General features: G+C 69.8%; 10 protein-coding genes. 7 read left to right on the top strand and 3 right to left on the bottom strand.

The genetic code is table 11. The features are described 5' to 3' along the window. Positions 1-119: 119 nt before the first annotated feature. The gene (locus ACFXC1_RS22520; protein ID WP_381245183.1) at positions 120-944 is read right to left on the bottom strand and encodes a Fic family protein; all 825 of its coding nucleotides are present in this window, start codon (positions 942-944) and stop codon (positions 120-122) included. Between the two features lie 101 nt (positions 945-1,045). Here ACFXC1_RS22520 and ACFXC1_RS22525 point away from each other — a divergent pair, with 101 nt between their 5' ends. Next, positions 1,046-2,026, top strand: coding sequence for an ATP-binding protein (locus ACFXC1_RS22525; protein WP_381245184.1), 981 nt, complete (start codon positions 1,046-1,048; stop codon positions 2,024-2,026). A 22-nt stretch (positions 2,027-2,048) separates the two neighbouring features. Here the strand turns inward: ACFXC1_RS22525 and ACFXC1_RS22530 are convergent, their stop codons facing one another. Next, the gene (locus ACFXC1_RS22530; protein ID WP_381245185.1) at positions 2,049-3,317 is read right to left on the bottom strand and encodes a polysaccharide deacetylase family protein; all 1,269 of its coding nucleotides are present in this window, start codon (positions 3,315-3,317) and stop codon (positions 2,049-2,051) included. A 335-nt stretch (positions 3,318-3,652) separates the two neighbouring features. Here ACFXC1_RS22530 and ACFXC1_RS22535 point away from each other — a divergent pair, with 335 nt between their 5' ends. From ACFXC1_RS22535 to ACFXC1_RS22560, 6 genes are all read left to right on the top strand, one after another. Then, positions 3,653-5,971 (top strand): bifunctional SulP family inorganic anion transporter/carbonic anhydrase, encoded by a 2,319-nt coding sequence (locus ACFXC1_RS22535; RefSeq protein ID WP_381245187.1) that lies wholly within the window; start codon positions 3,653-3,655, stop codon positions 5,969-5,971. Between the two features lie 166 nt (positions 5,972-6,137). Continuing rightward, positions 6,138-8,096, top strand: coding sequence for an acetate--CoA ligase (gene acs, locus ACFXC1_RS22540; protein WP_381245188.1), 1,959 nt, complete (start codon positions 6,138-6,140; stop codon positions 8,094-8,096). Positions 8,097-8,255: 159 nt separating this feature from the next. Next, the gene (gene nhaA, locus ACFXC1_RS22545) at positions 8,256-9,695 is read left to right on the top strand and encodes a Na+/H+ antiporter NhaA (RefSeq protein ID WP_381245190.1); all 1,440 of its coding nucleotides are present in this window, start codon (positions 8,256-8,258) and stop codon (positions 9,693-9,695) included. 59 nt (positions 9,696-9,754) lie between these two features. Then, on the top strand, positions 9,755-10,240 hold the full coding sequence (locus ACFXC1_RS22550) for a phage holin family protein (protein ID WP_381245192.1): 486 nt from the start codon (positions 9,755-9,757) through the stop codon (positions 10,238-10,240). After that, entirely contained in the window at positions 10,237-11,187 is a 951-nt protein-coding gene (locus ACFXC1_RS22555) for an alpha/beta fold hydrolase (RefSeq protein ID WP_381245194.1), read from the top strand. Before ACFXC1_RS22550 ends, ACFXC1_RS22555 begins: the two co-directional genes overlap by 4 nt. 127 nt (positions 11,188-11,314) lie before the next feature. Beyond that, positions 11,315-11,494: a hypothetical protein gene (locus tag ACFXC1_RS22560; RefSeq protein WP_078623198.1), complete on the top strand. Its 180-nt coding sequence runs from the start codon at positions 11,315-11,317 to the stop codon at positions 11,492-11,494. Positions 11,495-11,538: 44 nt separating this feature from the next. Here ACFXC1_RS22560 and ACFXC1_RS22565 read toward each other — a convergent pair whose 3' ends face one another. Beyond that, on the bottom strand, positions 11,539-12,738 hold the full coding sequence (locus tag ACFXC1_RS22565; RefSeq protein WP_381245196.1) for a MarP family serine protease: 1,200 nt from the start codon (positions 12,736-12,738) through the stop codon (positions 11,539-11,541). Positions 12,739-12,743 lie beyond the last annotated feature (5 nt).

Consider the following 12,743-nt stretch of genomic DNA (forward strand, 5'->3'; position numbering starts at 1 on the left):
CATCGGGTAAATTTTTCGCTCACGATTTGCACCCGTGGATAAAGCGCCTGGCGGTTTACAAAAACCTCACCCCCCCCCAACCCGTAACGGCCCCCTCCGTAGGGGGCCGTTCTCCTGTGTCAGGCGGCTCCGCGCTGCAGCGCCTCACACACCGCCGTCGACTCGCGCGCCCCCAGCTCGACGGCGCGCCCGCAGTGCGTGATCCACGCGGCCATGCCCTCCGGGGTGCCGGAGACATAGCCGTCCAGCGCCGCCAGATAGGCCGCGCGCCCGAGTTCGGCGTGGCCGACCTCCGCCGGGCACACGGACTTCGGGTCGAGACCGCTGCCGATGAGGACGATCCGCTCGGCCGTACGCGCGACGAGCCCGTTGCGGGAGGTGAAGGGGCGCAGCGCGAGCAGTTCGCCGTGCACGACGGCGGCCGTCACCAGCGCCGGCGCCGAACCGCCCGCGATGATCAGCTCCGAGAGCCCGTCCAGCCGCGCCGAGACCTCGGCCGCACCGGGGAGCGGCAGTTCGACGAGCGGCTCGTCGACCGGCTCGCCCTCTTGGCGCGGCCGTCCGACCTCGCCCTCCTTGCTCGCGGCGGCCACCAGGTGCAGCCGGGCGAGCACCCGGAGGGGCGACTGCCGCCAGATGGACAGCAGTTGACCCGCCTCGGCGGACAGCCGCAGGGCCGCACCCATCGTGCGGGCCTCGTCGTCGCCGCTGAAGTCGGTGCGCCGGCGGACCTCTTCGAGTGCCCAGTCGGCCCCGGAGAGTACGGCGGAGCCCCGCGCCCCGCGCAGTGCCGCCTCGGCGGTGATCTCGTTGCTGCGGCGCCGCATGACCCGGTGCCCGTAGACCCGGTCCACGGCCTTGCGCATGGACTCGACGGACTCGGCCACTCCGGGCAGCGTGCCCAGGGCCGCTAGCGGATCGGCGGTCGCACCTGTCGTACTCATGAGTACGACAGTAGCCATCCCGGCGGCGCGCCCCACGATGGAGTGGTCTTCTTCACGCACACCTGCCACATACAGCTATGACCCGACTACTCTTCGTGAACATGAAAATTGCTTTCGTCGGGAAGGGCGGCAGCGGGAAGACCACCCTGTCCTCCCTGTTCGTCCGCCACCTCGCGGCCACCGCCCAACCCGTCGTCGCCGTCGACGCGGACATCAACCAGCACCTGGGCCCCGCGCTCGGCCTGGACGAGGCGGAGGCCGCCGCACTGCCCGCCCTGGGCGAGCACCTCCCCCTGATCAAGGACTACCTGCGCGGCAGCAACCCGCGCATCGCCTCCGCCGACACGATGATCAAGACCACCCCGCCCGGCACGGGCTCCCGGCTGCTGCGGGTGCGTGAGAACAATCCGGTCTACGACACCTGCGCGCGCTCGGTGGAACTCGACGGCGGCGCCGCCCGTTTGATGGTCACGGGCCCCTTCACCGACGCCGACCTGGGGGTCTCCTGCTACCACTCCAAGACGGGAGCGGTGGAGCTGTGCCTGAACCACCTGGTGGACGGGCGCGACGAGTTCGTCGTGGTGGACATGACGGCGGGCTCGGACTCCTTCGCCTCCGGCATGTTCACCCGCTTCGACATCACGTTCCTCGTCGCCGAGCCGACCCGGAAGGGGGTCTCCGTCTATCGCCAGTACAAGGAGTACGCCCGCGACTTCGGGGTCGTGCTGAAGGTCGTCGGCAACAAGGTGCAGGGCCAGGACGACCTCGACTTCCTCCGCGCGGAGGTCGGGGACGACCTGCTGGTGACGGTGGGGCACTCGGACTGGGTGCGCGCCATGGAGAAGGGCCGCCCGCCCCGGTTCGAGCTCCTGGAGGACGTCAACCGCCGCGCCCTGCGCATGCTGGAGATCGCCGCAGACGCGACGTACGAACTGCGCGACTGGGAGCGCTACACACAGCAGATGGTGCACTTCCACCTGAAGAACGCGCGGAGTTGGGGCAACGAGCGCACCGGGGCCGACCTGGCTGCGCAGGTCGACCCCGGGTTCGTGCTCGACGAGAGCGTCACCGCTTCGGTGTGAGGCGGGCCCCCTCCGGACGCTTCTACTGCTTGGCCGCCGGCGCCCCGGGCACGCCCTTCGGGGCCGGGGCGGGGCGACCGGTCAGGAAGGACGCCCAGCCGGGCTTCGGCGCTTCGCCGACGTTCAGGGTACGCAGCTTCGCCAGGGTCCCCGGGTCCTGGGCGTCCAGCCAGTCGGCCAGTTGCCGGAAGGAGACACAGCGCGTCTCGGGCTTGTTGCAGACCTTCTCGATGACCTCGTCGAGGGCACGCATGTACGTGCCGCCGTTCCAGGACTCGAAGTGGTTGCCGATGACCAGGGGCGCGCGGTTGCCGTCGTAGGCCCGATAGAAGCCCTTGAGCAGGCCGTCACGCATCTCGTCGCCCCACTGGTCGAACTTGTCGGGGTCGCCCTGGGTCTGCGTGCCGGACTGGTTGACCATGAAGTTGTAGTCCATGGTCAGCTGCTCGTAGGAGTGGCCGGGGAAGGGGACGAGCTGCATGGACAGGTCCCACAGCCCCTCCTTCTTCTTGGGCCAGATCTGGTCGTTGACCCCGCTGGTGTCGTAGCGGAAGCCCAACTGGCTCGCCGCCTTCATGAAGTTGGCCTGGCCCTCCAGGCAGGGGGTGCGGGCGCCGACGAGTTCCTTGTCGTAGTCGAAGGGCAGCGAAGACGCCTTCGTCATCCCGGAGTTGGTCTTCCAGGTCTTCACGAACTGCTTCGCCTGGGCGATCTCGCTCTTCCACTCGGCGACCGACCACTCGCCGACCCCGCCGTTCTTGCCGCAGAAGTGACCGTTGAAGTGGGTGCCGATCTCGTTGCCCTCCAGCCACGCCAGGCGCAGCTGCTTCACGGTGTCGGAGATGCCCTGCTCGTCGTTGAAGCCGATGTCGGAGCTGCCCGGCGAGTGCTCCGGGGGCTTGTAGAGGTCGCGCTTCTCCTCGGGCAGCATGTACACGCCGCTGAGGAAGTACGTCATGTTCGCGTGGTTGGCCTTGGAGACCTTGCGGAAGTGGGAGAACAGCTTCTGGCTGTCCTCGCCGGCGCCGTCGAAGGAGAAGACCACGAACTGCGGGGGCTTCTGACCGGGCTTGAGCCGCTCGGGTCTGGGCAGATGGGGCTGCGCCCCGGTGTACGACGTGGAGCCGTCCCCGATCAGGCGGACTCCGCTCCTGGGTGCCGGGGCGGGCGCCGCCTTGTGCGGACCGTGCGCTCCGTGCGGGGAACCGTTGCCGATCGCGCAACCGGCGAGCGACGCGGCACAGGCCGCGGCGATCACGGCACCCGCGGTGATCCTCTGGGTGGCGGCCATGTCCGCCCACCTTCTTCCTTCGTTCGGACCGACGCCGATCAGGGCGTTTTCTGACGATGTGCCGGGATTCCCGGCAGCGCCGCCAAGATCGCATGGGGCCGAAGGTGGGATTAGTACGACAAGCCGATGAAATTCTCACTTCACCCTTCAAGGTGGCTTATTAACCCATTTGCCCGCAAAGTCTATGCTTGACCTTTACTCTGCATTACTATCCATTTACCGAGCGTTGAGATATCCCGCCGCTGCACGCCGTGACCCACGGCCGCGACCGACCCCCGCCATCGACGGGGACCGCCAGTTCTGCGACCGCGCTGCCCCGGAGGAGACGGGAAGACATGTCAGCCTGCGTACCCACCCGCGCCACCGACTCGAATGCCGATCGGACGAAGCGCGTCCACCCGCCCCACAGCCCGCCACCGCCCCCGCACCGCCGCTTCCGGATCGCGGGCGCCGATGTGTCGGCCTCCATCGCGGTCTTCCTGATCGCCCTGCCCCTGTCCCTCGGCATCGCGCTGGCCACCGGCGCGCCCCTCCAGGCCGGCCTGGTAGCCGCCGCCGCGGGCGGATTCGTCGCCGGACTGCTCGGCGGCTGCCCCCTCCAGGTCAGCGGACCGGCCGCCGGACTCACCGTGGTCACCGCCGACCTGATCCACCGTTACGGCTGGCGGACGACCTGCGCGATCACCGTCCTCGCGGGCCTCGCCCAACTCGCCCTGGGCTGCGTCCGCGTGGCCCGCACCGCGCTCGCCGTCAGCCCCGCGATCGTGCACGGCATGCTCGCCGGCATCGGTGTCACCATCGCCGTCGCCCAGTTGCACATCGTGCTGGGCGGCACCCCGCAGAGCTCGGTCCTCGCCAACCTCCGCGCGCTGCCCGCCCAGTTGGCGGACCTGCACCCCGCCGACGTGGCAATGAGCGCGCTGACGCTGGCCCTTCTGCTGCTGTGGCCGCGCGTCCCCGGCCGGCTCGGGCAGCTGATGCGCAAGATCCCGGCCGCGCTCGTCGCCGTCGCCGGGGCCACCGCCACCGCCTCCCTCTCCGGGCTGACCCTCACCAAGGTCGACCTGCCGTCCTGGAGCAGCCACGCGCTGGCCGGACTGCCCGAGGGCCCGGTGCTCGGGATCGCCGCCGCCGTGCTCACCACCACGCTGGTGTGCAGCGTGCAGTCGCTGCTCGGCGCGGTCGCCGTGGACAAGCTGGTCGCCGGGCGGCCCGGGCTCTCCGCCCGCGTCGGCCGCTCCGACCTGAACCGCGAGCTGCTGGGCCAGGGCGCCGCCAACATCGTCTCCGGCGCGCTCGGCGGACTGCCGGTCGCGGGCGTGGCCGTACGGAGTTCGGCGAATGTGCAAGCAGGTGCCGTGAGCCGGAACTCCACGATGCTGCACGGCGTTCTCGTAGTGATCGCCGCGCTGCTGATGGTCCCCGTGCTGGAGCTGATCCCCCTCGCTTCGCTCGCCGCACTCGTGATGGCCGTCGGCATCCAGATGGTGTCCCTGCACCACATCCGCACGGTGACCCGCCACCGAGAAGTGCTGGTCTACGTCGTCACCACCCTCGGCGTGGTCTTCCTCGGTGTCCTGGAGGGCGTGCTCCTCGGAGTCACCGTGGCCGTCGCCGTCGCCCTCAACCGCCTTGCCCACACGCGCATCACGCACGACGAGAAGGAAGGAGTCCATCACGTACACGTCCGAGGGCAGTTGACGTTCCTCGCGGTGCCGCGGCTCAGCCGGACCCTGCATCTCGTACCCCAGGGCGCGCACGTCGTCGTGGAGTTGGACGGTTCGTTCATGGACCACGCGGCGTACGAGTCGCTGCAGGACTGGCAGAACGCGCACACCGCGCGGGGAGGCTCGGCCGAACTGACGGGCCGCCGTACGGGAGTCAGTGCCGGTGCGACGGGTGCGGAAGCCTGCCGCTGTCACCCCTGGACGCCCTGGCGCGAGCACCGGTGCGAGCGCCCGCAGACGGCGTCCCGCAGCGGCGGTCCCGCCTCCGGTCATCAACTCGCCCTTGGCATCAGCGCGTTCCAGCGCAACACCGCGCCCCTGGTGCGGGACGAGCTGGCCCGGCTGGCCAGGGAGGGGCAGCAGCCTTCGCAGCTCTTCCTGACCTGCGCCGATTCACGGCTGGTGACGTCGATGATCACCTCCAGTGGTCCCGGCGACCTGTTCGTCGTGCGGAACGTGGGCAACCTCGTGCCGCCGCCCGGCGAGGAGAGCGGCGACGACTCGGTGGCGGCGGCGATCGAGTACGCGGTGGACGTGCTCCGCGTGAGATCGATCACGGTGTGCGGACACTCGGGGTGCGGGGCCATGCAGGCGCTGCTCAACTCCCAGCCAGGAGAGGCCCGTTCGCCGCTCAAGCGGTGGCTGCGGCACGGGCGGCCGAGCCTGGAGCGGATGGCCGACGACAACCGGTCCTGGGCGCGGCTGGCCACCAGGGCGCCCGCCGACGCCGTGGAGCAGCTGTGTCTGACCAATGTGGTGCAGCAGTTGGAGCATCTGCGGGGGCACGAGTCGGTGGCGCGGGCCCTGCGGGACGACGAGTTGGAGCTCAACGGGATGTACTTCCACGTGGGTGAGGCGCAGGCGTATCTGCTGACGGAGGAGGGCGAGTTGTTCGATCGGGTGGGGGTGATGGACGCGTCGGCCTGAACCTGGTTCACCCGGCGTCCGTGGGTACGAAAGACCCGCGCCACGCCGATCCGCCCGGGGTCCGATGACAGGTCTAAACCAATATTTCGACGACCCTTGTCATCGGACCCCCGGGTCTGATGAGCTGGCCCGGGACACAACGGACACCCTGGGAAAGGCAGATGCCGTGAGCAACGAAAGCCTGGCCAACCTGCTCAAGGAAGAGCGCAGGTTCGCACCCCCCGCGGACCTGGCGGCGCACGCCAATGTCACGGCGGAGGCGTATGAGCAGGCCAAGGCTGACCGGCTCGGCTTCTGGGCCGCGCAGGCCCGCCGCCTGAGCTGGGCCAAGGAGCCGAGCGAGACGCTGGACTGGTCGAACCCGCCGTTCGCCAAGTGGTTCAAGGACGGCTCGCTCAACGTCGCGTACAACTGCGTGGACCGGCATGTCGAGGCGGGCAACGGCGACCGGGTCGCCATCCACTTCGAGGGCGAGCCCGGCGACAGCCGCGCGATCACCTACGCCGAGCTGAAGGACGAGGTCTCCAAGGCCGCGAACGCCCTGCTGGAGCTGGGAGTTCAGAAGGGCGACCGGGTCGCCGTCTACATGCCGATGATCCCGGAGACGGCGGTCGCGATGCTGGCCTGCGCGCGTATCGGCGCCGCGCACTCGGTGGTGTTCGGCGGCTTCTCGGCGGACGCGCTCGCGACCCGGATCCAGGACGCGGACGCCAAGGTCGTCATCACCTCGGACGGCGGCTGGCGGCGCGGCAAGCCGTCCGCGCTCAAGCCGGCCGTGGACGAGGCCCTCACCAAGGTGGACAACGTCGAGCACGTGCTCGTCGTACGGCGTACCGGGCAGGAGGTCGCCTGGGACGACAGCCACGACGTGTGGTGGCACGAGATCGTCGACCGGCAGTCGACGGAGCACACGCCGGAGGCGTTCGAGGCCGAGCAGCCGCTGTTCATCCTCTACACGTCCGGTACGACGGGCAAGCCCAAGGGCATCCTGCACACCTCCGGCGGCTATCTCACCCAGGCCGCGTACACCCACCACGCCGTCTTCGACCTCAAGCCGGAGACCGACGTCTACTGGTGCACGGCCGACGTCGGCTGGGTCACCGGCCACTCGTACATCGTCTACGGCCCGCTGGCGAACGGCGCGACGCAGGTCATGTACGAGGGCACCCCGGACACCCCGCACCAGGGCCGCTTCTGGGAGATCGTCCAGAAGTACGGGGTGACGATCCTGTACACGGCGCCGACCGCGATCCGTACGTTCATGAAGTGGGGCGACGACATCCCCGCGAAGTTCGACCTCGGCTCCCTGCGGGTGCTGGGCTCGGTGGGCGAGCCGATCAACCCCGAGGCGTGGATCTGGTACCGCAAGCACATCGGCGCCGACAGGACGCCGATCGTGGACACCTGGTGGCAGACCGAGACCGGCGCGATGATGATCTCGCCGCTGCCTGGCGTGACGCACACCAAGCCCGGTTCCGCGCAGACCCCGCTGCCCGGCATCTCCGCGACCGTGGTCGACGACGAGGCCAACGAGGTCCCGAACGGCGGCGGCGGTTATCTGGTCCTCACCGAGCCGTGGCCGTCGATGCTGCGCACGATCTGGGGCGACGACCAGCGGTTCCTCGACACCTACTGGTCGCGTTTCGAGGGCAAGTACTTCGCCGGTGACGGCGCCAAGAAGGACGACGACGGCGATATCTGGCTGCTCGGCCGGGTGGACGACGTGATGCTCGTGTCCGGGCACAACATCTCCACCACCGAGGTCGAGTCGGCGCTCGTCTCCCACCCGTCCGTGGCCGAGGCGGCCGTGGTCGGCGCGGCCGACGAGACGACCGGTCAGGCGATCGTCGCGTTCGTCATCCTGCGCGGCACGGCGAACGCGGAGGACGAGAACCTCGTCAACGACCTGCGCAACCACGTCGGCTCCGTCCTCGGCCCGATCGCCAAGCCCAAGCGCGTCCTCCCGGTGGCCGAACTGCCGAAGACCCGCTCCGGCAAGATCATGCGCCGACTGCTGCGGGACGTGGCGGAGAACCGTGAGCTCGGAGACGTCACCACACTGACCGATTCCACGGTTATGTCCCTCATCCAGGAGAAGCTCCCGGCGGCGCCCAGCGAGGACTGAGCAGCACGTCAGCAAGGAGCAGGTCCGTGAGGGGTGCCCGGCGCAGCGCGCGCCGGGCACCCTTTTTAGGTAAACTAAGCAAAACGTGATCCCCATGGTGTGCCGGGAAGTCTGGTCGGCGAGTAGTTCCGTCCTGCCCACCGACCGGAGGTTCCCCCGATGGCCGCGCCCCGCCCCACCCCCGCCCGCAAGGTGCTCGGACGGCTGTCCCTGCCCGAGCGGAACTTCGTCGCGGACGCGCTGCGCACCGAGACGGTCGGCGGTGTCCTCCTCCTGATCGCCGCGGTCACCGCGCTGATCTGGGCGAACGTCCCCGCCCTGCACGACAGCTACGAGAGCGTCAGCCACTTCCACCTCGGTCCCGCCGCCCTCGGCCTGCACCTGTCGATCGCCCACTGGGCCGCCGACGGTCTCCTCGCGATCTTCTTCTTCGTCGCCGGCATCGAACTCAAGCGCGAACTCGTCGCCGGCGACCTGCGCGACCCCAAGGCCGCCGCCCTGCCCGTCGTGGCGGCCCTGTGCGGAATGGCCGTACCGGCACTCGTGTACACGCTGACCAGCCTCACCGGCGGCGGCTCCCTCCAGGGCTGGGCGGTCCCGACCGCCACCGACATCGCCTTCGCGCTCGCCGTCCTCGCGGTCATCGGCACCTCCCTGCCGAGCGCCCTGCGCGCCTTCCTCCTCACCCTGGCCGTCGTGGACGACCTCTTCGCCATCCTGATCATCGCGATCTTCTTCACCGACCGGATCGACTTCGTCGCGCTCGCCGGGGCGGCCATCGGCCTGGCGGTCTTCTGGCTGCTGCTGCGCCGGGGCGTGCGCGGGTGGTACGTGTACGTCCCGCTCGCACTCGTCATCTGGGCGCTGATGTACAACAGCGGCGTCCACGCCACCATCGCGGGCGTGGCGATGGGCCTGATGCTGCGCTGCACCACCCGCGAAGGCGAGGACCACTCCCCCGGCGAGCACGTCGAACATCTCGTACGGCCCCTGTCGGCGGGCCTGGCCGTCCCCCTGTTCGCGCTGTTCAGTGCCGGGGTCGCGATCTCGGGCGGCGCGCTGGGGGACGTATTCACGAAGCCGGAGACCCTCGGCGTGGTCCTCGGGCTGGTCGTCGGCAAGGCGGTCGGGATCTTCGGCGGGACCTGGCTGACGGCCCGTTTCACCCGGGCCTCGCTCAGCGACGACCTCGCCTGGGCGGACGTGTTCGCGGTCGCCTCGCTGGCCGGCATCGGCTTCACCGTGTCGCTGCTGATCGGGGAACTCGCGTTCGACGGCGACCAGGTGCTCACCGACGAGGTGAAGGCGGCCGTCCTCGTGGGCTCGCTCATCGCGGCCCTGTGCGCGACCGTGTTGCTCAAGCTGCGCAACGCCCGGTACCGCAGGATGTACGAGGACGAGGAGCGCGACGAGGATCTCGACGGCATCCCCGACATCTACGAGCAGGACGACCCGGCATACCACCTGCGCATGGCCCATCTCCACGACCGCAAGGCCGCCGAGCACCGCAGGATCGCCGCGGAGATGGCCGCCGAACAGCGGCGCGGGCGTGTCGAAGTGGCGGGCGGGGCAGGCGAGGACAACGACGGTCCGGCATGATCTGACGAGACGGTACAAAGACATGCCGGTACAGACACATGGGGAAGAGGGAGTACGCGATGAGCGCACCCGACGGCAGCCCGGTCGGCGCCGAACGCAGCATCGGCCAGTTGTTCGCCTCGGCGACGACCGAGATGTCCGCGCTGGTGCACGACGAGATCGCGCTGGCCAAGGCGCAGCTCAAGCAGGACGTCAAGCGGGGGGCGGTGGGCGGCGGTGCGTTCACGGTCGCCGCGGTGGTGCTGCTGTTCTCCCTGCCGATGCTCAACTTCGCGCTGGCGTACGGCATCCGTACCTGGAGCGGCTGGAACCTGGCGCTCTGCTTCCTGCTCTCCTTCGCGGCCAACGTGCTCGTCGCGGTCGTTCTCGTGCTGATCGGCGTGCTCTTCTTCAAGAAGGCCGCGAAGAGCAAGGGCCCGCAGAAGGTGGCCGCTTCGGTCAAGGAGACGGCCGGCGTCCTGGGCAACGCGAAGCCGCATCCGCGCGCGGCGATCGAGGACCGTGTCCCCGAAGCCATCGAGGCTGTGGCACGCTCGTCCTCATGACGGACCCCGCTCATCCTTGGGCACAACCCGCTTCGGTCGTACGGCTCCCCCTTCCCGGCGGGCGCCAGGTGACGCACCGGGATGTCGCGGCCAACGGCGCCCGCTTCCACATCGCGGAGGTGGGCGACGGGCCGCTGGTGCTGCTGCTGCACGGCTTCCCGCAGTTCTGGTGGACCTGGCGGCACCAGCTCGGCGCGCTGGCCGACGCCGGGTTCCGGGCCGTCGCCATGGACCTGCGGGGCGTCGGCGGCAGCGACCGCACCCCGCGCGGCTACGACCCCGCCAACCTCGCCCTCGACATCACCGGCGTGATCCGCTCCCTCGGCGAGCCGGACGCCGCGCTGGTCGGCCACGACCTCGGCGGCTATCTGGCGTGGACGGCCGCCGCGATGCGCCCCAAGCTGGTGCGCCGGCTCGCGGTCTCCTCGATGCCGCACCCACGGCGCTGGCGCAACGCGATGCTGTCCGACGTCAGGCAGTCCGCGGCGAGTTCATACATCTGGGGGTTCCAGCGCCCCTGGCTCCCCGAGCGGCAACTCCTCGCCGAGGACGCCGAGTTGGTGGGCAAGCTGATCCGGGACTGGTCCGGCCCCCAGTCGCCGGACGACGACGCGATCGAGGCGTACCGGCGGGCCATGCTGATCCCTTCGACCGCGCACTGCTCGATCGAGCCGTACCGCTGGATGGTGCGGTCGATGGCGCGCCCGGACGGCATCCAGTTCAACCGGCGCATGAAGCGGCCGGTGCGGGTCCCGACGCTGCATCTGCACGGCTCGCTCGACCCGGTGCTGCGCACCCGCAGCGCGGCGGGCTCCGGGGAGTACGTCGAAGCGCCGTACCGCTGGCGGCTGTTCGACGGTCTCGGGCACTTTCCGCACGAGGAGGAGCCGGTGGCCTTCTCGACGGAACTGGTCAACTGGCTGAAAGACCCCGAACCCGATCGGTGACCGCTTCGATGCGCCCGGTATCCTGATCTGAACACCTGTACTACGAACGGCCACTTGCCTGGCGCATACGCCAATTGGGGCCCCAAGGGGTGGTTATCGACCTTGGGGCAGGGGCAGACGTCGGGGTATGGGCTGGACGCACGACTACAGTGACGCAGCACGCAATCGCCGCTCGGACCACGGTCTGAGCTCCCACCAACGGGGCGCGCCGCAACTCCAGGGCACGGACCTCAGGGTGGGGATCCCGCGCATTCTGCGCCGCCGGGCCCGCTGGGTCTCGGTACGGCTGCGTCATCCCCGAGGCTGACGCGCCCTCACCTTCTTGAAGCGACCGGCCGTCACAAGCCGGGCTCACAGCGCGCAACTGTCGCTGTCCACCTGCTCGTTGGCACTGCGGCCCTTGACGATGTCCGGCTGGATCTCGTCGGCGGTGAGCGCGTACCCGGTGTCGGGGTCGTCGAGGGACTTCGCGAAGACCACGCCGTACACCTTGCCCTCGGGCGTGAGCAGCGGGCCGCCGGAGTTGCCCTGGCGGACGGTCGCGTAGAGCGAGTACACATCGCGGCGGACCGTGCCGCGGTGGTAGATGTCCGGGCCGCTGGCCGTGATGCGGCCACGCACGCGTGCCGCCCGGACGTCGTACGACCCGTTCTCCGGGAAGCCGGCCACGATCGCGCTGTTGCCGCTGCCCGCGTCCTTGGTGGCGAACTGCAGGGAGCGCGCCTTCAGGTCCGGTACGTCGAGTACGGCGATGTCGCGGTGCCAGTCGTAGAGGACGACCTTGGCGTCGTACTTGCGGCCCACACCGCCTATCTGGACGGTCGGTTCGTCGACGCCGCCCACGACGTGCGCGTTGGTCATGACGCGGCGGTCCCCGAAGACGAAGCCGCTGCCCTCCAGGACCTTGCCGCAGCTCTGGGCGGTGCCCATGACCTTGACGATGGACTGCTGGGCGCGGATGGCGACCGCGCTGGAGGCGAGGGCCGGGTCGGGCGGCTGGACGTCGTTGATCGGCTCGTTGGCGAACGGGCTGAAGACCTGCGGGAAGCCGTTCTGCGCGAGGACGGAGGAGAAGTCCGCGAACCAGGTGTCGGCCTGCGCGGGCAGCGCCCGGGAGACCCCCAGCAGCACCTTGGAGTTGCGGACCTCCTTGCCGAGCGTCGGCAGGGTGGTGCCCGCGAGGGCCGAGCCGATCAGCCAGGCCACCAGGAGCATCGCGATGACGTTGACGAGGGCGCCGCCGGTCGCGTCCAGGGCGCGGGCCGGGGACCAGGTGATGTAGCGGCGCAGCTTGTTGCCGAGGTGGGTGGTCAGGGCCTGGCCGACGGAGGCGCAGACGATGACGACGACGACCGCGACGACGGCCGCGGTGGTGGACACCTCCGCGTTGTCGGTCAGCGCGTCCCAGATGACGGGCAGCGTGTAGACGGCGACGAGACCGCCGCCCAGGAAGCCGATCACCGACAGGATGCCGACGACGAACCCCTGGCGATAGCCCACGATCGCGAACCACACGGCGGCGACCAGCAACAGGATGTCCAGCACATTCACGAGCG

The sequence above is a fragment of the Streptomyces hokutonensis genome (assembly GCF_042751305.1).
GTDB lineage: Bacteria > Actinomycetota > Actinomycetes > Streptomycetales > Streptomycetaceae > Streptomyces > Streptomyces hokutonensis_A.

Excerpts from the sequence above, each read along its gene's own strand:
- ACFXC1_RS22520 (WP_381245183.1), bottom strand. The coding sequence starts at position 944 with ATGAGTACGACAGGTGCGACCGCCGATCCGCTAGCGGCCCTGGGCACG.
- ACFXC1_RS22525 (WP_381245184.1), top strand. The coding sequence starts at position 1,046 with ATGAAAATTGCTTTCGTCGGGAAGGGCGGCAGCGGGAAGACCACCCTG.
- ACFXC1_RS22530 (WP_381245185.1), bottom strand. The coding sequence starts at position 3,317 with ATGGCCGCCACCCAGAGGATCACCGCGGGTGCCGTGATCGCCGCGGCC.
- ACFXC1_RS22535 (WP_381245187.1), top strand. The coding sequence starts at position 3,653 with ATGTCAGCCTGCGTACCCACCCGCGCCACCGACTCGAATGCCGATCGG.
- nhaA (WP_381245190.1), top strand. The coding sequence starts at position 8,256 with ATGGCCGCGCCCCGCCCCACCCCCGCCCGCAAGGTGCTCGGACGGCTG.
- ACFXC1_RS22550 (WP_381245192.1), top strand. The coding sequence starts at position 9,755 with ATGAGCGCACCCGACGGCAGCCCGGTCGGCGCCGAACGCAGCATCGGC.
- ACFXC1_RS22555 (WP_381245194.1), top strand. The coding sequence starts at position 10,237 with ATGACGGACCCCGCTCATCCTTGGGCACAACCCGCTTCGGTCGTACGG.
- ACFXC1_RS22560 (WP_078623198.1), top strand. The coding sequence starts at position 11,315 with ATGGGCTGGACGCACGACTACAGTGACGCAGCACGCAATCGCCGCTCG.